At 41.1% G+C, this 25,381-nt stretch carries 10 protein-coding genes, 1 pseudogene and 1 riboswitch; of the genes and pseudogenes, 10 read left to right on the top strand and 1 reads right to left on the bottom strand.

All coding sequences use genetic code 11. The features are described from left to right. The first annotated feature begins 173 nt into the window (after positions 1 to 173). From M3661_RS15895 to metE, 5 genes are all read left to right on the top strand, one after another. On the top strand, positions 174 to 566 hold the full coding sequence (locus tag M3661_RS15895) for a metal-sensitive transcriptional regulator (protein ID WP_083189303.1): 393 nt from the start codon (positions 174 to 176) through the stop codon (positions 564 to 566). 48 nt (positions 567 to 614) lie between these two features. Next, a complete protein-coding gene (locus tag M3661_RS15890) occupies positions 615 to 815 on the top strand; it encodes a cation transporter (protein ID WP_021262381.1) in 201 nt (66 codons plus the stop codon). A gap of 137 nt (positions 816 to 952) precedes the next feature. Then, positions 953 to 3,367: a heavy metal translocating P-type ATPase gene (locus M3661_RS15885; RefSeq protein ID WP_251486959.1), complete on the top strand. Its 2,415-nt coding sequence runs from the start codon at positions 953 to 955 to the stop codon at positions 3,365 to 3,367. A 190-nt stretch (positions 3,368 to 3,557) separates the two neighbouring features. After that, positions 3,558 to 3,848 (top strand): HesB/YadR/YfhF family protein, encoded by a 291-nt coding sequence (locus M3661_RS15880; protein WP_021256452.1) that lies wholly within the window; start codon positions 3,558 to 3,560, stop codon positions 3,846 to 3,848. A 212-nt stretch (positions 3,849 to 4,060) separates the two neighbouring features. Next, a riboswitch (cobalamin riboswitch) is annotated at positions 4,061 to 4,251 on the top strand. A 323-nt stretch (positions 4,252 to 4,574) separates the two neighbouring features. Further along, positions 4,575 to 6,902, top strand: a complete 2,328-nt coding sequence (gene metE, locus M3661_RS15875) for a 5-methyltetrahydropteroyltriglutamate--homocysteine S-methyltransferase (RefSeq protein WP_251486956.1) — start codon at positions 4,575 to 4,577, stop codon at positions 6,900 to 6,902. A gap of 408 nt (positions 6,903 to 7,310) precedes the next feature. On the opposite strand, the pseudogene M3661_RS15870 reads toward metE, so the two are convergent. After that, positions 7,311 to 7,818: pseudogene (locus M3661_RS15870) on the bottom strand (transposase); the annotation flags it as partial. 1,433 nt (positions 7,819 to 9,251) lie between these two features. Here M3661_RS15870 and M3661_RS15865 point away from each other — a divergent pair. From M3661_RS15865 to M3661_RS15845, 5 genes are read left to right on the top strand one after another with little or no spacing between them, the layout of a single operon-like run. After that, positions 9,252 to 9,446 (top strand): MbtH family protein, encoded by a 195-nt coding sequence (locus M3661_RS15865; protein ID WP_065292262.1) that lies wholly within the window; start codon positions 9,252 to 9,254, stop codon positions 9,444 to 9,446. 30 nt (positions 9,447 to 9,476) lie between these two features. Continuing rightward, positions 9,477 to 11,216, top strand: a complete 1,740-nt coding sequence (locus tag M3661_RS15860; protein WP_251486655.1) for an ABC transporter ATP-binding protein — start codon at positions 9,477 to 9,479, stop codon at positions 11,214 to 11,216. After that, positions 11,213 to 12,958, top strand: a complete 1,746-nt coding sequence (locus M3661_RS15855; RefSeq protein ID WP_065292264.1) for an ABC transporter ATP-binding protein — start codon at positions 11,213 to 11,215, stop codon at positions 12,956 to 12,958. The genes M3661_RS15860 and M3661_RS15855 overlap by 4 nt, the downstream gene beginning before the upstream one ends. Before the next feature lie 46 nt (positions 12,959 to 13,004). Further along, positions 13,005 to 19,361, top strand: a complete 6,357-nt coding sequence (locus M3661_RS15850) for a non-ribosomal peptide synthetase (RefSeq protein WP_251486652.1) — start codon at positions 13,005 to 13,007, stop codon at positions 19,359 to 19,361. Between the two features lie 45 nt (positions 19,362 to 19,406). Further along, on the top strand, positions 19,407 to 25,331 hold the full coding sequence (locus M3661_RS15845; RefSeq protein ID WP_311279584.1) for a polyketide synthase: 5,925 nt from the start codon (positions 19,407 to 19,409) through the stop codon (positions 25,329 to 25,331). The last annotated feature ends 50 nt before the right edge of the window (positions 25,332 to 25,381 follow it).

Here is a 25,381-nt window from a genome sequence, read left to right as displayed (position 1 = left end):
TGGGCCTGAAGCCAGACTAACACTTAAATTTTAACCATTTTCCGAAGAAATAACCAACCCTAATTTACCACAGCGAGAAATTTGCGTTAGCTGCAAAAGCAAGCTTTCAAAAAAAGGGCTTGCATAGGGTAGGGGGGTATAGTATAGTTAATGCATGAGGTGGTGATACACAAATGTCAAACGAACGTATCGATGAACAAGTAGATGACGTGATGACCGCTGCTTTTGGTACAGAAGATGCTTGCCATGCAAGTGAGGAAGGGTGCGAGCACCACACTCCAGACGGGAAGCGGAAGAGTCATCACTCGGATGAGATGAAGAAGAAGCTGGTTCACCGCTTGAATCGCATTGAAGGTCAGGTGCGAGGCGTGAAATCCATGATTGAAAAAGATACCTACTGTGACGATGTGCTGAATCAGATCGCATCCATCCAGTCTGCACTTCATTCAGTTGGCAAATTGCTGCTCGAGGGGCATATGAAGAGTTGTGTCGTTGAGCGATTGCAAGACGGGGAGCCGGAAGTCATCGACGAGCTGCTAACAACGATTCATAAATTACTAAAATAAGAACATGGCCTGTTCACTTAAGGAATGGACGACAGAGGAGGAAGTAAGATGGTTAACGAAACATGGACAGTAGAAGGTATGACATGCGGGCACTGCAAGCAAGCAGTAGAACGTGCAGTAGAAGGTACAGGTGCAACCGCACAGGTTGATCTGGCTGCGAAGCAAGTAACCGTATCTTATGATGAGTCCAAAGTAAAGCCGGAACAAATCCGTGAGGCAATTGAGGATCAGGGCTACGACGTCGTTTAATGATTAAGCGCCGATTCTCATATTATGCTGAATACGATGATTGATTACTGCAAAGAACACTCCTTCAGAGGAGTTTTCTTTTGGAATCATATATAGGGTATAGGGGTATGTTTGAGGAGGATAAGAAGGACATGACAATGGCAGAAAAGCAAGCAACGTTGCCGATTGAAGGAATGACCTGTGCCGCATGTGCAACACGAATTGAAAAAGGCTTAAATCGTATGGACGGCATCGCAGAAGCATCTGTCAATCTTGCTTCAGAACGAGCGGCCGTGCAATATGACGGTGATGCAGTAACCTTGCAGCAAGTCGTTGATAAGATCGAGCATCTCGGATACAAGGTTCCGGTAGAAACGTTGGATTTACAAATTGAAGGAATGACTTGTGCCGCTTGCTCCACTCGCATTGAGAAGGGGCTGAGCCGTATGCAGGGAGTGCAGACGGCAGCAGTCAATTTAGCAACAGAGACGGCGAAGGTCACCTATATTGGATTGAAGCAAGAAGATATATTGACTAAGATCTCTCAGCTGGGTTATACGGGGCGGCTGAAGAAGGAAGAAGGCGAGAGTGTACAGGAATCGCCAACACAGCGGAATATGCGTCGATTGCGCAATACGTTCCTCGTCTCTGCCCTATTGTCCATTCCACTTCTGTGGTCCATGGTGGGTCATTTTTCGTTCACCTCATGGATTTGGGTGCCTGAATGGTTCATGCACCCTTGGGTACAAATGGTACTGGCAGCGCCGGTTCAATTTATTATAGGGGCACGCTTCTATGTTGGCGCATTTAAGGCACTCCGTAGTGGAAGCGCCAATATGGATGTGCTTGTCGCGCTCGGTACGACCTCAGCCTATGTGTACAGTGTGTACTTGGCGTGGCAATGGCAGATTGGCGAGCTTCATCATCCTGAGATGTATTTTGAGACGAGTGCTGTTCTCATTACGCTCATTCTTCTGGGTAAATGGCTGGAGGCTTCAGCTAAAGGGCGGTCTTCTCAAGCGATCCGAGCTCTGATGGGGCTGCGTGCCAAAACGGCAACCGTTGTGCGCGACGGTGAACAGGTGGAAGTGCCTGTGGAAGATGTGGCAAGTGGGGATCTCGTACTTGTTCGGCCAGGTGAGAAAGTACCGGTAGACGGCATTGTAGTTAGCGGGATATCAACCGTGGATGAATCCATGCTTACTGGTGAAAGCGTCCCTGTTGAGAAGCAAGCCGGCGATAATGTATACGGGGCTACCGTGAATGCGCAGGGGGCATTTACGATGAGAGCGACTCAGGTCGGCTCCGAGACGGCGCTCTCGCAAATTATTAAAATCGTTGAGGAGGCGCAGGGCTCCAAGGCTCCGATTCAGCGGATCGCTGATAAAATATCAGGCATCTTCGTGCCGATAGTCGTTGGGATTGCGGTGCTTGTATTCTTAATTTGGTATTTCGCTGTTGAACCAGGCAACTTCGGTGTAGCCTTGTCTCGAACCATTGCCGTACTCGTAATTGCTTGCCCGTGTGCGCTCGGCTTGGCAACGCCAACGTCGATTATGGCGGGAACCGGACGTGCTGCAGAATATGGTGTACTATTCCGTGGCGGCGAGCATCTGGAAGGCGCCTATCGGGTGCAGACGGTTGTGCTCGACAAGACAGGAACCGTAACAGAAGGGGCTCCTTCGCTTACAGATGTTGTATTGCATGATGGGAATGAAGTCGAGAAGACAGAACTCTTGACCTTACTGGCATCTGCTGAGAAGCAATCCGAGCATCCATTGGCACAGGCGATTGTGAAGGGATTGTCGGAGCAAGGGATCAGTACGGTCGAACCGGATTCATTTCGAGCTGAACCTGGATATGGAATAGCGGCTGAGGTGAATGGGCATCAGATCATTGTCGGCACACGCAGATGGATGGAGAAGAACGGGGTAGCAAGCGCAGATGCGGAGGAAGCATTGCAAGACATGGAGCAGGCAGGCAAGACGGCAATGCTTATCGCGGTTGATGGCAGCTGGAAAGGCATAGTTGCCGTTGCCGATCAAGTGAAGGCTTCTTCGAAGAAGGCCATCGAGCGGCTGCATCAAATGGGGATACGCGTTGTTATGATGACAGGAGACAACACCCGTACGGCCAGAGCAATCGCGTCACAAGTAGGGATTGATGATGTATTTGCAGAGGTGCTGCCTGAACAGAAGGCACAGCATGTGCGCGAGCTGCAGCAGAGAGGCAGTGTCGTCGCCATGGTAGGCGATGGAATTAATGATGCGCCAGCTCTGGCAGCAGCGGACATTGGGTTCGCGATCGGTACAGGTACGGATGTAGCAATGGAGACGGCAGGCGTAACCTTAATGCGTGGCGACTTGAACGGCATTGCGGATGCGATGGAGATGAGCCGCCGTACCATGCGCAACATTAAGCAGAACTTGTTCTGGGCACTTGTATACAATACGATTGGTATCCCGATTGCAGCAATCGGATTGCTTGCCCCATGGCTTGCAGGAGCGGCTATGGCCTTCAGCTCGGTATCCGTTGTACTGAATGCACTGCGGCTTCAACGCATCAAGCTGTAGCCTGACAGAATTTCACGGTAGAGATCGTGATGTTCCTAAACAGAAGGAAGCATATAATCATATCGCCGAACGTATTATGCGGTAATGATTATGCGGATCATTGACGAACTGTCAACTTTGGTGTTAACAAAAGTGGCGGCCACATGGTATGATCAAATCGGATGAAAGGTATGATTAAGGAGGTCTGAACATGCAATTACGCGTTACAGCGAAGGCAGTCGAGCGTTTTTTGGCTGATTGGGGATTCACAGCAGGAGACTCAGTACGCATATTCGTCCGCTACAGCGGATTCAGTGCTTCAGGACCTTATTCATTCGGCATCATGAAAGACAGTCCGCAATATCCAGCAGTGACGGAAGTTGTGAACGGCATTACGTTCTTTATGGAGCAAAATGATGTATGGTTCTTGGATAATCGTGAATTGACGCTAGATGAGAAAGGCGAAGATATTGTCTTTCTGCATGAAGGAATGGTCATCTAGCGCATCAACCCGTAATCATCAATAGGCGAGCCGAGAGGCTCGCCTATTGTGCATGGATAGACGCCTAGTGAATCGGAGTTTAATGAAGATAAGGTCACAGCTCCGGTATTTGTTTATTTTGGTTAGAGATGAGAAAAAATCCTTGTCATTCGTTCTGGTTAGATATATAATCGTTCTCAATTGGGGGAAGCGTGACTGCGACTTTCAATGCAATTGAATATGAGGAAACAGGTGCTTTGGGTAACGTCGAAGCTTAATAGGGAAGCCGGTTGGAAATCCGGCGCGGTCCCGCCACTGTGACAGTTGAGGTATTGCGAGAGAGCCACTGGTCGTAATCGATCGGGAAGGCTGCAAAGGCCAATGAAGCTGAAGCCAGGAGACCTGCCTGTTTTGACAACACTGTTCGTACCTACGGGAGATAGGGAAGTGTTCGTAAGCATGGATATCGGTTTTCGATTCCTCTTAGCATGAGGGTAGTATGCTAATGAGACGGAAGGATCGATTTATTCCACTATGACTTCATGGACGTTTACGAGACATTTCTGTTGTTGGACAGGAATGTCTTTTTTGCATATTGGGATGCAATGAAAATTTCTGAAGTCTGAGTGATAAAGTCACATATGGTGGGGTAGAGCGTTCAACTGCAATCTTAATTCCGTGTTAAGCGATAGAAATTGTACAACTATATCCCGTACGGCAAATTGACTCATGGAGAGGGGCAGTATGATGACCGTTCATTCAATCAAGACAAGCACAGCAGGTTACCCTCGGATCGGATACGACCGGGAATGGAAGAAGGTATTGGAGCAATATTGGGCTGGGAACAGTTCTGTTCAGCAGCTGGAAGAAGAATTGGCGCGCATCAATGATGTTCGGCTGAAGACGATGCAGGACGCTGGCATTGACCTGATTCCAGTAAATGATTACTCCTGGTATGATCATGTGCTTGATATGACAGCCACATTCGGATTGATACCGTCACGGTTTGCATATGACGGTGGAGAAGTGAACGCAGATTTGCTGTTCGCCTTGGCTCGCGGTACACAGGATGCGGTAGCTTGCGAGATGACGAAGTGGTTTAATACGAACTATCACTACATTGTGCCGGAATGGGAAGGCAAGGCGCCGCAATTGACGGTCAATCGCCCGTTGCAAGCCTATCGCCAAGCGAAGCAGATTCATGGCATTGAAGGTAAGCCAGTCATCATCGGGCCATATACTTATGTCCGCTTTATTAAAGGGATTAAACCGGAAGAGCGCCTGAACGTTCTTCGCCAATTCGTAGGGGTATACGGACAGTTGCTTAGCGAGTTGGAGGGTGAAGGTGTGCAGGCTGTGCAATTGGATGAACCTGCATTCGTGCTGGAAATGCCAAGCGAGCATTGGGCTGCTGTGAAGGAAGTCTATGCCGAATTGCGCAAGGCAGCACCAAGCTTATCATTATGGGTTCAGACCTACTTCGATGCGGTGTCCGACTACGAAGCGTTCGTGTCGCTTCCGGTGGATACGCTCGGATTAGACTTTGTTCATGATAGAGGGAGAAATGAAGCAGCGCTTCGTCAATTCGGATTCCCTGCGCAGAAGCAGCTTGCTGTCGGCATTATTGATGGCCGCAATATTTGGCGTACGGACTTAGCGGCTGCTGCAGTATGGCTGGAGTCTGTGGAAGGGATTGTACCGAAGGAACGCTGGATTATTCAGCCATCATGCAGCCTGCTTCATGTACCACTCACGGCGGCGCGGGAAACTGAGCTGTCAGCACCAGTGCGCGAGGCATTGGCGTTCGCGGATGAGAAGCTGGAGGAGACTGCCCTACTTGCTCGTCACTTCGCAAGCCCGAGTGAAGAGACGCGTGCAGCATTAGCAGAGAGCGGTGCTCGTGTTCAAGCATGGCGGACAGAACCATTAAGACAGCGTCCACAAGTCGTTCAGGCGTTGGAAGAACTGCTTCGTGCAGAAAAGGAAAAAGGAATTGAACGTCTTCCATTCGAGGAACGCAAGGAGCTTCAGCGCAAGCGCTGGCCATCGCTGCCGCTCCTGCCGACCACAACGATTGGCAGTATGCCGCAAACTGCGGATATCCGGCGCGCACGCCTTCGCTTCCGCAAGGGAGAATGGGATGCGAAGACGTATGAAACCTATTTGGAAGAAGAAATGACACGCTGGATTCGCATTCAGGAAGAGATCGGCATTGACGTGCTGGTACATGGTGAATTCGAACGCACGGACATGGTCGAATACTTTGGCGAGAAGCTGGACGGGTTCGCGTTCACGAAGTTCGGCTGGGTACAATCCTATGGCTCGCGCTGTGTAAAACCACCGGTTCTGTACGGAGATGTGGCGTTCACAGAGCCGATGACGGTGAAGGAAACGGCATTTGCGCAGTCCTTGACGTCTCAGCCGGTTAAGGGGATGCTTACGGGCCCGGTTACGATCTTGAACTGGTCGTTCGTACGTGACGACATTCCTCGTGAGCAGGCGGCATTCCAGCTGGCGTACGCGCTTCGTCAAGAGATTGCAGCACTGGAGACTGCAGGTATTGGCATGATCCAGGTCGATGAGCCTGCGGTGAAGGAAGGTATGCCGCTTAAGGCGGAGGACGCTGTCTATTATACGGATTGGGCAGTGCTTGCTTTCCGGCTTGCAACATGCGGAGCAGCGCCTGAGACGCAAGTACACACGCATATGTGCTATTGCGACTTCTCCGACATGGTCGATACGATCCGCAAGATGGATGCGGACGTGATCTCGCTCGAAACGGCACGCAGCGGCGGCGATATGATTGCTACGCTGGAGGAGCAGAGCTATGAGCTTGGCATTGGTCTGGGTGTATATGATATTCACAGTCCACGTGTGCCTGCTGTAGAAGAGATTGATCGGATCATCGAGCAGGCGCTTCGTGTGCTGCCGGTTGAGACGTTCTGGATTAACCCAGATTGTGGTCTGAAGACGCGCCGCGAGCCGGAGACGGTAGCTGCACTGCGCAACATGGTAGAAGCAACGAAGCTTGCTCGCGCCCGTCGTCAAGCTTCTGTGCTGCCTACGGAGGCATAATCTATGTTATAACAGTTTATAGTGAATCGATTTTGTACAAGTGAACTGCTAGGAGAGTCCAATCAATCATAGTTTGGTAGTAGCTGTGATAAATGAAAATCTACTTGGCATTTTGCTTGTGGTACATGTTGTTAAGGACACTGCCCCTCGTCGATTAATTATGGTGCTTGACCTTTGACAAGGCCCATGCAGTGTCCTATTTTCTAAATTAGCAACTTTATGAGTTGAAAAAGTTTTCGATCCTTAATAGGATGCTCTGAGGTCATCGAAATTGGACAGAGGCTTCGCCTCACCAGTGAGCTTCTGTTCCACGATCAATTAGTAAAGAGCTTATGCCGATTGTTATACAGGAAGGAGGGCTTTTGTGTAAACTCATGTTAAGCAATCCCCCAAAGGGGATTCGCGTTTCTAACGTAAGTAGTTACTGACTCGATCCGGATAGAAACTGAAAGCTGAAGCAGCATTTGACCCCAATTCTGAACACGGCCCGTCCATTTACGGGTAACATCCATCGTGGCTAGATAGAGCATTTTGAGTAGGGCTTCATCGGTAGGGAAAACACTCTTTCCTTTGGTCACTTTGAGAAGCTGCCGGTAGTAGCTTTCAATGTTGGTGGTGTAGATGAGTTTGCGGATCTCGGGTAAAGTAATGTTGAGAGTTCCTCCCAGTTATTCCGCCAGGAGCGGACAATGAGCGGATATTTGGCGCCCCAGACCTCTTCGAAGCGGTCCAGTTCAAGCAGCGCTCCTCCCTCGGTGGCTGCTTTGTGAATCGGCTTCAGGTCAGCCGTGACTTTCTTGAGATCCTTGAATGACACGTAGGGAGTGGAATTGCGGATGTGGTGAATCATACATTTCTGAATCTCGGTCTTCGGATAGCAGGCGGCAATCGCTTCAGAGAAGCCGCTTAGAGCATCTCCAGAATGGTTTCTGCGAACAACTCTTTTAAGCATTTTGCGCGTCTTGTGCCGTTACCAGCTTTTCTCCTTAATGAAGGCTCGCAGTTGCTCTTTTGTCCAAAGTCCCATGTGTCCCTCCTCTTTTTCTATTACTTACCATTTTAATAGATTTGGGAGGTTACACAATCTATTTTGCAGACTCTTATACAGGCTAAGCGACTGATATAGTTTTGAATCCATCAACGCATACAGATTTTTCTTTCTCGATTTTTGTGGATGTCCCCTTGCCTTTCCTCTAGACCTAATGCTGCCGCCCCTCCTTATTGGTCATTGCCCCTCAATGGTTTTTCAATATAATAACTTTCTTCAATTCTGCTCTCATCAATGTCTTTTATTCTATTGTGACATTTATCATATACCTATAACATATAGGAAAGGTGATTTGACATCTAAAGTTTTATGTATTACACTCATTGATAATTACTCAAGAATTAATTTGAGTTTTTTCAATATATTGGATGGGTAACCATTTGTCAAATAACGTTATAATTCCTTCCTTCCTTCTTGTAGAAGAATCTCATAAAAAAAAGCATTAATGAAAGATCACTCTACCATTTTTTTATATGAGATGGGGTATCAGTTTTAATAGCTGTCATATACATCTCGATAAGTCCTCCTTTATCTAAAGCGTCCCTTTTTTTCGAATCAACATATCTTGAAAAACTTCAAATTAAAGATAACGGTTAAAAGTCATCCACTTAATTTTTGAACCGCTTTTGCTGACTGAAGTTTTCCGTCATTCGTGTCATACGAATTACAGTTAAGATCGGACAACTAAATTTTATACGTTCAAGTAATATTATGCAAAAGACATGTTTTCTTCAGATCATCTAACCAAAATACCCCATTCTCCTTAGATTCAATGTCGAGGCCTGTATAAGCTTTCTAAAAACTAAACTACTTCTACTTAATATAACTATACTATTTCGTTCAATTCTCTGCTTACTTGGCTGTAATGACAGTTACATAAAGAATCGAAACAAAGTGTCTTTCATCCGATAAAAAACAAATAAAATTATCTTAATCATCAAAGAAAACTCATTAGCAATATACGGAGCTTTAATAATCATTTAAATGGTGTATTTTACAAATAAATAAAGAAGGGTGGCTAAAAGATTTAAGGGAGAAAGGTAAGCCTCTAAACGGTTTCAGAAGGTAGTGTTTTTAAATTCTGTATTCAAAAATGCTAGCTATTTGCCGCCGTGGCTCGAACTTCAAACAGACACTAGAAATGCTATGGCTGCAACAATTGAAAAGATAGATAAGGAGGTTGAATCAGAACAGATTTCTAAAGAGATCGACAGAATTAATTACTGTTACACAAAGGTCTAATTTTGGTTGAAAAAAAACGAAGTATTCGATTAATAAAATTCTTTTTGGGGGATCGGGAAATGTCGAAGGATTTGACTGCTATTTTTGAAGTTGTAATAAATCATGAAGAGCAATATTCGATTTGGCCAATTCACAAAGATGTGCCGCAAGGATGGACAAAAGTAGGATACTCAGGGGAAAGAGAAAAATGCTTAAACTATATCAAAGAAGTATGGGTCGACATGCGTCCAAAAAGTTTAAGAGACATGCTGTAAACTAAAGTGCATTTTAGGGGGAAATTTAGCATGTTGCGAACCCAAAATAATAGTTTCCTTACGAAATATATGAAGCATGAAATGGTTAGTTTAATTGTATTATGTATGATTATGCTAATTAGTACAATTGTTATGCTTTTAAATCCTCAGGTGTTAGCTTACTTCATAGACGCCGCAGTTAATCAACAACCTCTTCAAATGTTGTTTATACTAGCCCTAGGTTATATTGGGATTGCTATTCTGACACAGATCTTCAATATTATTTCAACATATATTAGTACAAATATCGCTTGGAAAGTTACAAACCAGGTTAGATTAGATGTTACAGAACATTGTCTTCGTTTGAATTTGGACTTTCATAACAAGAAGACAACAGGAGAATTTATTGAACGTATTGACGGTGATGTCTTAACGTTAGGTAATTTCTTTTCGAATTTTTGGGCAAAAATGATAAGTAATTTATTGTTGTTGATAGGAATTTTGATTTTGCTTTTCCGGGTTAATATTGAGGCAGGGATCATATTCGCGATTTTTAGTGCGATTTCTTTTTTTATTCTAAATAAAATTAGAGGGTTAGCTATAAAGTACTGGGGAGAAGCTAGACAAACGAGTGCGGAATTGTACGGTTTTTTGGAAGAACGGTTGAATGGAATTGAAGATGTTAAAGCTGTTGGAGCTGAAACTCATGTATTTAAGAGGATGTATCAGATTTTGATAAAACGCTTACAAACTGAAAGAACTGCATTTTTGTATGGCGGTGTAATTTGGGCATGTTCCATTGCTTTTTTTACATTGGGAAATGTCTTGGCGCTAGCTATTATCGCTTTCTTATTTATGAATGGGAAAATAACGATCGGTACTGCTTATTTGGTATTCGCTTATGTGAATATGCTCAGGGTTCCTATTGAACAAATCACCTCGCAAGTGCAAGACTTTCAGCGTGCGGGTGCGAGTATTCGTCGAACTCAAGAGTTGTTAGATGTACAAAGTTCGATTCATGATAATCAAGTTACAAAGGATTTAGGGGATTTAGTTAGTGTTCAGTTTGATAATGTAACATTTGGTTACCAAGAGGGCACTACTGTACTTGATAATGTGTCGTTCACTTTAGATGCGGGTAAAGCTATGACTATTTTAGGGAAAACAGGTAGCGGTAAATCAACTCTAACTAAATTACTAGTTAGATTGTATGACCCAGTAAAGGGCTCAATACGTCTAAACGGAGTGGACATTAGAGACATTGGTGTCGCATTTCTAAGATCAAAAGTGGCTATGATTTCGCAACATGTGCAATTAATGACTGGAACTTTGAGAGATAATATTACGATGTTTAATGATGAAATGAAAGATGAAGCTATCTTGAAAGCTTTCAAGGAGTTGGATTTGTGGAGTTGGTACGAGCAGCTTGAATTAGGTTTAGATACCGAGATCAAATCGGACGGATCAAACTTTTCCGCGGGAGAAGCGCAAATAATAGCTTTTTTACGCATTTACATGATGAGTCCGCAAGTCATTATTTTAGACGAGATTTCTTCTCATTTGGATACAATTACTGAGCAGTTATTACTTCGAGCTACAAAGAAACTATTTTTAGGTAGAACAGGAATTATTATTGCGCATCGTTTGAAAACAATAGAGTATACCGATGAAATCATGGTGCTAGAGCAAGGTGTAATTGTTGAGCGAGGTGAAAGAGATCAGTTAATTCAATCTTCTGACTCTTATTTAAAGAGGCTTGTAGCAGCTGAAAGTGGAGGAGGCTCAGTATGAACACGAAAGGCCTCATATGGAGTTTGATTAAATATACTCCAGGTTTGTATAGTTTGAACTTGATTTTGGCGGTATTTGGTTGGACATTATTTTTGGTTCCTGCCTATGTTAGCGGTGCATTCTTTGATGTATTAAACAGTGGGAGTCCAGAATATACAACGATTATTCAAATTATTATTATTTTGTTTACAGGTCAATTCGTACGAATTCTATTAATAACAGTCAATATTCCAGTAGATGTAACATTTAAAAATAAGGTTGGTGCGTTGCTGAGAACGAACATGTTAAAGCAAATTTTTGCGATGCCCGCAGCGCAGGCACTAAACAAATCTGCCGGAGAGGCCATTACTTCCTTTAGGGAAGATGTGGATGACACTGTTACTTTTCCGGGTTACAGTTCGTTGCTGGACGTGATTGGTGCAGCTGTTTTTTCTCTTGCGGCATTCGTTATTATGCTTAGAATAGATGTCATGATTACACTGATAGTGGTTATACCCTTAATTATTATTATGACAATATTGCATATTACTGGAAAACGAATCGTAAAATACCGCGTCAATTCAAGACATTCTACAGATGCTATCACTGGATTTATCGGGGATATGTTCAGCTCTGTACAAACAATTCAGTTAACCGGTTCTGAGAAACATGTTCTCGCTCGCTTTGCGAAGTTAAGCAAGGTTAGGCATAAATTCATGGTCAAGGAAGCCGTATATACGTCGTTTTTAAACTCTATATTTACTAACATTGTTGATATTGGTGCTGGTGTTATTCTCCTTTTGGCAGCTAATTCAATTCGAAATGGAAATTTCACTATTGGAGATTTTGCTGTATTTACTTACTACTTGACTTGGATATCACAGCTTATAAAACGCTTTGGATCCCTATCGGCCCAATATCGTCAAGTGAATGTATCTGTAGAACGGTTGCAAAGTCTAATCCAAGAAAAAATGGCTGATAAATTGGTTAGTCATAATGAAAGTATTATGGATGACCAATTACCAGAATATAAGTCGTCAGCTACGAACCGTGATAGATTGAAGAAGTTTACAGTGAACGATGTTACATTTACTTATCCTCAGTCGAATAAAGGCCTGAAAAATATCAGCTTTGAACTTGAAAGAGGATCCGTAACCGTGTTAACAGGCAAAGTAGGGTCAGGGAAATCTACATTATTAAAAACAGTAGTAGGTCATCTCCCTCTAACCTCTGGATCAATAAAGTGGAATGAATGTGAAATCACTAATAATGACAACAAGTTTGAATCAAGCTATTTCTCTTATGCTCCACAATTACCTGTTCTGTTTAGTGAAAGTCTAAAGGAAAATATATTACTTGGATGTCAGGCTACTAACGAACAATTGCATCGTGTAATAGATATCACTGAACTAAATGGAGATATTCAAAATTTCAAAGATGGAATAGATACAGTTGTAGGTCCAAGAGGAGCTAGTATTTCAGGTGGCCAGAAGAAAAGAACATCATTAGCCAGAATGTTATTGAGAGATATGGAGCTGCTAGTCATGGACGATCCGACAGCCGGTTTAGATTTAAATACAGAATTACGCGTCTGGAATAATATTGTGGAGATGCGCGGTACAAAGACTATACTTGTTTCCTCACATCGACCGTATGTCCTACAGCATGCCGATCATATTATCGTTCTTGAAAATGGAGAGATTATTGAACAGGGGAAATCCGAACAAGTATTAGAATGGATGAAAAATAATCAATATCTTTAATAACTCTATTTCGAAAAAACTGAGTTCACCTTGGGAGGAACAAATAGTGAACAAAAGCTTAGGTTGCTCTAGCGTAATTCAGAAATTTGAACTATGTTCAGAGGTTTATTCGGAAAAAGTTGCTGTTAAATGTAATGATGAAACACTAACATATACACAATTGAATGAAAGCTCCAATCAATTGGCTCATTACTTAATTGAATCAGATGTTGGACCTGGTTCAATGGTTGCAATATGCATGGATAGGTCGATTAATATGGTTGTAGCCATATTGGGGGTTCTAAAAGCAGGAGCTGCATATGTGCCACTTGATCCGCAATACCCTATGGAACGTGTGAAGTTCATTCTCGAAGAAACACAAGCCGAGTATGTGATATGTACAGCTTCTTTGCAGTATCACATACCAGAAGCATGGCAAACAAAAACAATTCTTTTAGATTCATTGGATACTAAAAAATCTAGAACAAATCCTAACATTACTAGGCTGGCTGAACATACTGCCTACATCATTTTCACCTCTGGAACGACAGGCCAGCCGAAGGGTGTTTGTATAACGAACGGAAATATGGTTCGACTGTTTACTCAAACAGAACAATTGTTCAATTTTGATCATATGGATGTTTGGACGTTATTTCATTCTTTTTCGTTTGATTTTTCAGTGTGGGAAATATTTGGCTGTCTTTTATATGGGGGAACGCTTATTATTGTACCATTTGAAGTCAGTCGTTCACCTGAAGAGTTTTGGTACCTTATTATTAGGGAACAAGTTACAATTTTGAATCAAACACCGTCTGCTTTTTGGCAAATGACGAATATCGTGAAAATCCAAGAAAGCTCCGCGCAGCTTAAATTAAGAAAAATCATCTTTGGTGGAGAAAAATTAAGTCTTCAACATTTGAAAGTATGGTTGCATCATTTCCAAGATAGTCAGCCCTCATTAATCAATATGTACGGTATTACAGAAACGACAGTACATGTAACTTATCACGAAATTGTACGATCTGTTGTATTAGAAAGTGGAGTAATTGGGATTGGAAAGCCTTTAGCTGATTTAAACATATATTTACTTGATGAGACACTTCAACTAGTTGGTGATGGACAAGTTGGAGAAATGTACATCTCAGGAAATGGGCTTGCCAAAGAGTATTTGAATAGACCAGAGTTAACTGCTGAACGGTTTATTCCTAATCCATTTGGTGCCGGCAGGCTATACAAGACTGGAGATTTGGCCTGTCTTATGCCAAACGGAGAGTATAAATATTTAGGTCGAAATGATGGTCAAGTTAAAATCAGAGGATTTAGAATTGAACTGGACGAAATAAATCAGGTGTTACTGAACCACCCAATGGTAAAAGATGTTGTTACAGTGTCTGAAAAAGATGCTCTGGATATCGATAAATTGGTTAGCTATATCGTTGCAAACCGGACTAATAAAGCACGCATATCATATTCAGAGCAGATCGACGAATGGAAGGATATATTTGAAGATGTGTATTCCCAAAAAACGGACAACAATGATGGTGAAGAACTTAATCTAGCCGGTTGGAGAAGCAGTATTGATAATAAATCGATTCCACAAAATGAAATGTTAGAATGGGTAAACAACACAGTTGAGCGAATTCAATCGTTAAAACCTATTAATGTTTTGGAAATAGGTTGTGGCACAGGATTGTTGTTAACAAAAATTTTACCGAAGGTAAGATCTTACATCGCTACAGATCTTTCAGAACTTGTTACCAAGCAACATAGCAGTGATCTAGTTAGCTATGTGGCATCAGGTCGGTTGCGCATTCTAAACCAGCAAGCTTCTGATTTCAGCAATATTGAATTTAATAGCGTTGATACCATTATTATCAATTCTGTCATTCAGTATTTCCCTGATGGTGAATACTTCATCGATGTAATTAAAAAATCAGTAGCAAGAGTTCAACCAGGTGGGGTTGTATTCATCGGAGATGTTAGAAGCAAACATTTAATGGAATTGTTCTATTTTGATTGTGAATGGAGCAATCAGGACTCCAATGTACAGCTTTCTAAATTGAATAGTAATATTCTAAAAAGAAGAATGAATGAAAAAGAATTGCTGGTTCATCCCAACTTCTTCTATGCACTTTCTAAAGAAATAGAAGGTATTACACACGTGGAGATTTTGCCAAAGCGAGGCAAACATCATAATGAGTTAACAAAGTATAGATATGATGTCATTTTGCATGTGGGTAAACCTATCACGAATGTTCTTCCGGAAATCAGTTATATAGACAAGGAAAAGGAGAGCCTGTCTACTTTTGATATTATACAGAAGTTGCAACTAGAGAATCCTGATGCTATTGCAATTACTAACATTAAAAATAATAGGTTAGCCGGAGTCATAAAGTACAAAGAAACGATCGATAACAATACGTTGATACCGAATATCAAAGATCATAGGTGGCCATCATTAGACCCATTATTAGATGCCGAGGGGGCATATGATCTAGATGAATGGGAACAAGTATTTGAAAGAATCGGTTATCGTTCGTATATTAGTTGGGGTAATGTTTATGCTAACGGCAACTACGATCTCATTCTCACCAAGATAGGTAATACACTTGATCCAAAGGATGTATTCCAGCATAAACTTTTAGAGTACCGAAATACGGAATCGTTGCATTCGTTTTATAACGAACCCTCTGTCCTAAGATATTCACAAGAAATGTCTAAACAATTAAGGCAGTTTCTTAACACCAAATTACCATCTCATATGATACCGTCATCTTTTGTTTCCATCACCCAAATCCCGATTACTGTAAATGGTAAGACGGATTTCTCTGCGCTATCAAAACTACAACGCGTACATCAATCAGAAAAGGTATTCGTTCCACCTACAAATCAATATGAAGAACTTTTATGCGATCAATATGCTACATATTTGAATTATGCAAGAGTTGGAATTGAAGACGACTTTTTTTATCTGGGAGGAGACTCTCTGATAGCAGCAAGACTTCTTACGAATATAAGAAAAGTGCTGAATGTAGGGGTTCAACCAAGTGCTATATTCAAATACTCAAAAATAGCAGATTTAGCTGCCTATATTAAACAGTTAAAAGAAAACTTAGTTCAAGATTCATATGAACATCATAGGAATAGGGCCGTTCAAAAAGTTCAAAAGAATGCATCTTCAGGACAGAAACGTATGTTGTTTATTAATCAGCTTCTTCCTGATAGTCCGATTTACAATGTGCCAATTACCTTTTATATAAAAGGTGAACTCAATCTACATGCTCTGCAATCCAGTATCGATATCGTTATTCAGCGTCATAAAGCGTTAAGAACAGCATTTAGACGTGCTGATCAAGAAATGGTACCGTATGCAATGCAAGTAGATAGAAGTGTAATGGACGTTGTTGATTTGACAAGAATTAATTCCGACGTGTTGCAAACGGTCTTAAGCCGAAAAATAGAGTCTAAGTCCGCGATTCCGTTTGACTTAGAGAAAGATCTATTGCTTCGGAGTTACGTATTTAAGCTGGATCAAGAAGAACATATTATTTTACTGGTGACTCATCATATAGCTGTAGATACTTGGTCATTAAATATCATGCTAGAGGAAATATCCGCTCAATATTATGCTTTTATTCATGATCAAAAAATAGTATTGTCTGAATTGAAAAAGGAATATGAAGATTTTGCTCATTGGCAAAATAGCATGCTAACTGAACCTTTATTTCAGCATCAGTTGGCTTATTGGAAAAATAAATTAAATGGAATTGATAGACCGTCATCTGTACCTTTTAAATATAGAATCATGGATACGAGTAATAAAAAGGCTGGGCATTATTCTTTTGATATTCCACATGAAATATGGAATAAAATAATTGATTTCTGTCAAATAGAGAAAATTACAGTTTACATGTGCTTACTGGCAGTACTAAAAATTTTAATGTTTAAATATTCAGGCAGTCAAAATGTCGTTGTGGGTACACCTGTCGCAAACCGTAATTTAAAAGAATACGATAATGTAATCGGTTTCTTTGTCAATATGCTAGCTTTAAATACAGAAATAAGAGATGACATATCCATAAAGCAATTGATTGAACGGGTGAGAATGACGGTAATAGAAGGTTTTGATAATCAAGATATCCCATTTGAAATGGTCGTAAAAGAATTACAGCCTGAACGGATGAATGGAGAATCTCCATTTTTTAATGTCGTATTTCAAGTTGAGCAGAAGCTCAATTTCACTCTTTCAGACTTGGATATTCAGTTTGTTGAACATCATTTTGGTTTTGCTAAATATGACTTGTATATCGGTTTTGAAGAAATGGATGGAAGATTGCGCGGCAAAATGGAATATGATGCTGGGAAATTTGAGGATACGGTAATTGCCAGGATGTCTTCTCATTTTTTGCAAGTGCTTAACAAGGTTCTCGAAAATGTATTAGTACCGATACAACAAGTAACTTATATTAGCGATGTAGAAAAAGAAATGTTGCTTTATACATGGAATCGATCGCATGTGCAGCAGAAAGAGCCCATTGAGATGGCTTATTCCTCTAATAGATATAAATGTTTTGAAGATGAAGAACTTGTACATCGTCTGTTTGAAAGACAAGTTGACCTTAACTATGATGCGATTGCGATAAGATCAACGGACAAGTCTTTAACATATGGTGAAGTAAATGAACAAGCTAACCAACTGGCTCGGTATTTAATAAGCCAAGGTGTTGGACCAGAGTCTTTAGTGGGTCTACATCTTGCAAAATCAATGCGCTCGATCGTTTTGATGTTGGCTATTTTGAAAGCAGGCGGAGCATTCTTGCCAATTGATCCTGATTATCCTTCTGAGCGAATTAAGTTCATGATAGAAGACTCAGGAGCTTTCCTTGTCATATCCGAGAGTGAGGCCGAAATAAAAAGTCAACATCCGAATGTGAAAATTGTAAATTTATCAAAAATACCGGAAAGCGTAATTCCATGTGACAGAAATAATTTGGATGTAGGCATTAGCAAGCGCAACTTGGCATATGTCATATATACTTCAGGATCCACGGGCCAGCCTAAAGGTGTTTATATTGAACATGGTTCTGTAATTAATTTGATCAGCAGCCATATAAAAATATTCAATATTACGCCTGAAGACAAGATATTGCAATTCTCTTCCTTAAGCTTCGATGCTTCTGTGACGGATATATTCCCTTGTTTGGCTGCTGGAGCAACATTGTGTGTTGGAACAAGTGAAGAGTTATTGCCTGGAGAAAATTTGGTCACTTTTATACAAAACAATCAGATCACAAGGGTTACTTTACCTCCATCCGTTCTCTCGGTTTTGCCTGAGGAGGCGATGAATATCAAAAGTGTGACCTCTGCAGGGGAACCTTGCAGTCTCAAATTAGCAAACAAATGGAGCCAATGCACTCGTTTTTATAATGCATATGGTCCAACTGAAGGCACCGTGTGTACGACAGTTTTGGAATTTAATCATTTAAGCAATCGGGTAACTTTGGGAAAAACGATAGACAATGTTCAAGCGTACATTTTGGATCGTAATTTAGATCCTGTACCAATCGGAATCGTTGGCGAATTGTTTATTGGTGGCAAGGGTCTTGCCAGAGGATATGCAAATCGTCCTGGCCTGACCGCTGAAAAGTTCATACCACATCCATATTCAAACACGCTTGGGGCAAGACTATACCGAACGGGTGATCTTGCAACTTACGATGAAAATGGAGATATTGTGTATGTGGGGCGGGTAGATAACCAACTTAAAATAAGAGGGTATCGAATTGAAACAGAAGAAATTGAACTAACGATTAAACAGCTCGCTTACATTCAAGAAGCTGCAATTATACCGAACATCAAAAACAATCTGCAAGATTATATAACAGCGTACATTGTTTCAGATTCAGAAACAGTAACGGTTGATTTAATAAAAACACATCTAATGGAGAAGCTTCCATTTTATATGATTCCGAGTAAGTTTGTATTTATAGATCAAATTCCTTTAAATATTAGCGGCAAAATTGATAAAAAGAAATTACTAGAGATGGAATCATCACAAGAAGAAACAAATATTGAACCCAAGCTAAATAAGAGTACGGATAAGGAAATAATACGCAATATCTGGCAAGAAGTGTTGGGGACGCAAGTAACCAACTATGATGTGAGCTTTTTCGAAATAGGTGGTCACTCTTTGCTTTTAACTGATCTGCACAATAGGTTGACTTCACATTTTGGTGATTGTATGTCGATGATGGACTTGTTCAGGTACCCTACAATTCATACGTTAATAGCCTTTATTAATAGCCGTAACAAAGGGGAAAGTAATAATAAAATACCGACAACTCCGGATTCAGAAAAACATAGTAGAAACGAGAGATTGCTAAATTTAAGAAATAGAAGAAACAACTTTAGGGCAGATAAATAAGCTTAAAATATCAGAGAGGAGTAGATTCTGATTTCTAATCAATATGTGTCTGATCTGGATATTGCAATAATTGGGATGGCAGGAAGATTCCCAGGTGCTGCGAATATAGATGACTTTTGGGAAAATATCTCTCATGGAGTCGAGAGTATTAATCATCAATTAGATAAAAATTTTGATACTGATGTTCCATATATCGGTTCAAGAGGAATATTACCTGATATCGAATACTTTGATGCAGCATTTTTTGGATTTAATCCTCGTGAAGCGGAAATGCTCGACCCACAGCAAAGGCTACTGCTGGAATGTGCTTGGAGTGCGTTAGAAGATTCAGCATATGATCCCCTGCATGTGTCAGGCAAAGTAGGCGTCTTTACTGGAGCAGGGCAGAATTCTTATTATTTACATCATTTATTGCCTAGGATTGGGCGGCGCAAACTAGAAAGTCAAACTTCTACATTTGTAACTAGTGCAAACGATTTTATCTCTACGCTTATTTCTTATAAATTGAATTTAAAAGGTCCGAGCTTGGTAGTGCAAACAGCATGCTCCAGCTCCTTGGTCGCGATTCATTTAGCTTGTCAAAGTTTATTAACGGGCGAATGTGATCTCGCACTCGCTGGCGGGGTATCTGTACAGCTTCCACAACATGAAGGTTACCCGGCTGTACCGGGTGGAATATATTCACCTGATGGAAAATGTCGGGCTTTTGATGAAGCAGCAAATGGTACTGTACCAGGAAATGGTGGAGGTATTGTAATTGTTAAACGATTAAGTGATGCGATTACTGATAAGGACAGGATTAGAGCGATCATTAAAGGTTCGGCAATTAACAACGATGGCTCTCTTAAAATGGGATACACAGCACCTAGTATTGAAGGGCAAGCAAAAGTATTAGCGGAAGCCATTCACAATGCAGGAGTCGCATCAGAAAGTATTACGTTAATTGAAACCCATGGTACAGGAACTCCGCTTGGAGATCCGATCGAATTGTTAGCCTTAAGTCAAGTCTATAATGTAAACAAGAATGGTCACTGTGCTATTAGCTCTGTTAAGCCAAATATTGGACATCTGGATGCAGCAGCTGGGGTGGCGAGTCTGATAAAGGCAGTATGCGCACTAGAAAATAAGCAAATTCCTCCTAGCATTAATTATCACGAACCGAATAAGCAAATGAAGCTTGAAGAGTCACCGTTTTATGTAAATACCGAATTAAAAGCTTGGGAAAGCCTAACTCTGACTGGAACGCCAAGAAGAGCGGCAGTAAGTTCGTTTGGTATCGGAGGTACTAATGCTCATATCATATTGCAAGAAGCTTTTACACTAGACAGAAATGAGCCTGAAGAAAACAGCCACATCCTTACATTGTCGGCTAATACCTCTACATCATTAAAAGATGCTTTGATACAGATGAGCGATTTCCTTGGGGAAGAGGAGGCACCTCGATTTGGAGATGTTGCTTACACATCTCGAGTTGGGCGGCATGCGTTTCCTTATAGACAATCAATCGTTGCTAAAAGCAACAAAGAAGCGCGCGAACTATTATTGAAATTCCTAAATGAGCAACAACCATTTAAGAAGAAAGAAAGTAAAGGAGTCTGTTTTAAGCTCGCAGGATCAGGCTCGCACTATATGACATTAGGGCGTGAGATATACAAACAAGACTCCATTTACCGCAAAGAAGTGGAGAAATGTTCCCAGTTATTGCTTCAGATTGCACAAGTGGACATTAAGAAAGTGTTTACTAACCAATCAAATCATGATGATAGTCAATTCGCAATAACATTGTCTGAGAACAATCACTCTATCCTATTTACAATTGAGTATGCGTTATCGAAGTTATGGATGGAGATTGGCGTCATTCCTGAAAAAATTGCAGGGGCTGATCTTGGCGAGTATGTAGCGGCTTGTTTGGCGGATGTTTTCAGCTTAGAAGATTCGCTGCGATTAGCTGTGTTCCGTGATCGGCTTTCACAAAATAAGCAAGTCGAAGTATCAACCAACGAATTGGATCAATTACTAGAACATTATAAACCGAAGCGAACACTGTTTACACCTAAAATTCCTTTTATATCAAACATAACGGGGGATTGGATTACTGAGGAGCAAGCGACTGACTTCGCATATTGGACAACCTTATTGAAGAAAAAGCAAACCAATTCGCATGCTCGATTGAGAGACGATTCTGAAATACTTAGTTTGGATGTTGGATTAGGTCTCGAATTAGATAGTAGCTGTGCCTACAGCTCATTTTTGAGTGCTGTAAGTTATTTGTGGAACAGTGGCCTTGATATTGAATGGCGTAATATGAGCGTTGGTGATGTTGCCAAAGTAAAAATTCCGACCTATTCGTTTGATAAGCAAAAGTATTGGATTGATGCGATTGATTCAAACACAAATCAAACTAAATTATCCGAAACGAACCAACAAATTTCTAATTATGAACCGACGATATATATGAGAACTGAGTTTCAGGAAGATATCATTCATCCACGTAGTGAGATCGAAAAGAAAGTGGTTGAAACGTGGGAGGTCGAATTAGGCGTTTATCCGATAGGCCTAGATGATAACTTTTTTGAGCTTGGAGGACATTCATTAGCAAGTTTGGACATAGTTGATGAACTAAATAAGACATTCAAGATTAATTTATCATCCAACATATTCATGGATTTCCCAACTCCAAAAGAAACAGCGAAAATAATTGAAGAACAATTACACATATCTGATTTAACGGAAGATAACGATATTATTACAATTATTTCAACTCCAGAACTTATTTATGAACCGTTTCCATTAACCGAGTTAGCAGAAGGCTACTTTATTGGTCGAAACGAGGGTTATGAATATGGTCAAATTGGGAGCTATATCTATAGGGAAGTACATTGCGAAGATATAGATCTCGTTAGATTGAATAAAGCTTTCTCTCGTCTAATCGTGAGACATGATATGTTAAGGGCGGTTGTGTTTGATGATGGCCAGCAACAAATCCTAAATGAAGTGCCACCTTATACCATCAAATTGGAGACGCTGAATGGGCTGAACGAAGTAGAGAAGCAGAAGAAACTTCTCGAGATTCGACGTGAAATGGAACAGAACAATTCTCAAAGCGGTCAGTGGCCTTTATTTGAAATTCGGGCCAGCACGTTTGAAAATAAGACGATTATCCATACTAAATTTGACTATCTGATCTTGGATGGAATGACAGATAAGATTTTAAACAGTGAGTGGATGTCCTTATATGAAAATTTAGATATGCAGCTTGATAAGCTAGAAATATCGTATCGCGATTATGTAACTACCCTAGTAGAATTTAAGCAAAGCAACCTTTATCAAAATGCGCGTAAATACTGGATGGATAAAATCCCGACCCTACCAGCAGCACCGCAATTACCAATACTGAAGATGAAGTCAAACGAGTCTAACAATCTGTTGGGTAAAGCAGGAGTGATTCGATCAGACTTGTGGAAGTTGCTTAAGAAACAAGCATCTCGTATTGGTGTGACGCCTTCTGGATTGCTTTTATCTGTATATGCCGAAATTATAGGAAGATGGAGTTCGAGCCAAAGATTTACATTAAATATGCCAATCTTTAGTCGTATTCCATTTCACAAGGATGTGAATAAACTAGTAGGCTCATTCACTTCAACCTTGTTATTAGAAGTTGATCTTACTTTAGGCAGAACTTTTAAGGAGCGGGCTATTTGCATTCAGGAACAGTTATTACGTGACTTAGATCATCGGTACTTTAACGGAACGTTAGTCATGAGGGAGATCAATAAATCGACGAATGCACTTACAGCTTCCATGCCCGTGGTTTTTACAGGGCTGTTTGTAGAAGGTGAGGATACAGATAGTCAGTGGCTGGGAACAGAAGTGTATCGCAGCAATCAATCCCCTCAAGTGTGGATGGACTTTCAAATTGATGAATTGTCTGATGGCTCGTTGCAATTTAACTGGGATTTCATGAGTGATGTTTTCCCTGAAAACATGCCAGAGCATATGTATCAAACATTTTTGAAGGTGATCGATAGCTTGTGTGCGGATGAGCAAATGTGGGAAGCTACAAGTTTGATTCCGCTTCATGATTTGCAGGAAGAGCGAAGATTTCAAGATTACATTGTAAATAAGGGACTTAGCAGACTTCTCTACGATGGATTTGAGGAACAAGTTATTACGAGACCCGAACATGTGGCCATTGTGAGTGAGAATGATCACGTGTCGATCACGTATCGCGAATTAGACATACTTTCAAGTCATGTTGCTAAGTTATTGCAGGAACAAGTGTCGGATATGGATCGCCCCATTGCCGTATTGTTGGAAAAAGGTTGGATGCAAGTTGTCGCCGTCTTGGGTGTCCTTAGAGCTGGACTTGTTTACTTGCCTTTAGATGCTAGTTTGCCTGAAGCCCGAATCAGAACGATACTAGCCAATTCCAGTACGCAAACGATTCTTACACAGACTTCAATAGTAGAGCTTGTACATGCTTGCAGTGCTGAAGTGAGAGTCGTTGAACTCGATGCACTTGATATGCCTGCAAATAAGCGCTCTGATTATGAACGCCGTGTTCATCCACAAGGCTGGGCTTATATTATATATACCTCAGGTTCGACTGGAGAGCCTAAGGGAGTTTTGATCGACCATATAGGTGCAATGAATACGGTAACAGATATTAATAGCCGTTTTAATGTCACAAGTGATGATAGAATCGCCGCATTTTCATCGCTAGGATTTGATTTATCTGTTTATGATGTGTTCGGAGCTTTGGATGTTGGAGCAACCATTATCATTCCGAAAGTAATAACCGTTAAAGATTCTATCTTAATTGCAGCGTTTGTAGAAAGAGAGAAAATCTCAATATGGAATTCAGTTCCTTCGATGATGAGTATTTATATGGATTATATGGAAGAGCAGCATCCTCCAATAACAAACGAGCATATTCGCGTAATATTGCTTAGCGGAGATTGGATACCGCTTCAATTGCCTAACCGAATCAAGCAGTATGTACCGAATGCGAAGGTTATTAGCTTAGGCGGGGCCACTGAAGCTTCCATCTGGTCTATCTGTTACCCAATCCATAATGTCGAGAGTGATTGGAATAATATCCCTTACGGCAAGCCGTTAAATAATCAAATGTTGTATATATTAAATGACCGTTTGGAACTATGTCCGAATGGAGTCGTCGGACAAATATATATTGGTGGTGTCGGATTGGCAGTCGAATATTGGAAAGACTTCGATCGGACCCGTCAAAGTTTTATCATTCATCCTGAGACAAATGAAAGATTATACCGGACTGGAGATTTAGGAAGGTATTTACCAGATAACCATATTGATATTTTAGGCAGAATAGACAACCAAGTTAAAATCAGGGGATACAGAATTGAACTAGAGGAAATTACACAAACCTTAAATAAATGCCCTTGGATAAATCAAGCTGTCGTACTGAAAAAAGACCTGTCTACTAATGAAAGCCAATTAGTAGCGTTTGTAATATTAGAGGGTATCGTGAATTCTCATTTAGAGTCAGATTTAGTGGCACCTATCGTTAGAAACATTAGGGAATACACCAAAAAGTTACTTCCTGACTATATGGTTCCCGCACACTTCCTCCTAGTAAACGAGTTCCCTTACACTTCAAATGGGAAACTGGACAGAGCTGCTTTGTTAAGTAGGAGTTCGGCCAAACTGTACGTGGAGGTTGCGGCTACTGACGAACAAATAGAAAGTAGACAAGAGTCATTGTTTATCAAGGAAATATGGAAAAATACTTTAAAAATAGAGAACTTTAGTTTCAATGATAATTTTTTTGAACTCGGTGGGGATTCAGTATTAGCGATGCGTATTACTGCTGCAGTTCGTCAACGGTATAGTGTAACTATTTCTGTTCGTGCTTTTTTTGAGTTGCCAACGTTTAAACAGTTTGTTATCAAAGTCATCAATGAGATAGATGAGTGTAATAAAGACAATGTGTAGCTTGAACAAAAGAGAGGTTGGGTCAAATACTATCCATGAAGAGGTTTGAT

The sequence above is a fragment of the Paenibacillus sp. MER 180 genome (assembly GCF_023713665.1).
Lineage (GTDB): Bacteria > Bacillota > Bacilli > Paenibacillales > Paenibacillaceae > Paenibacillus_B > Paenibacillus_B suaedae.
Note: the sequence above shows the minus strand (reverse complement) of the source record. Positions and strands in the feature narration are given on the sequence as shown.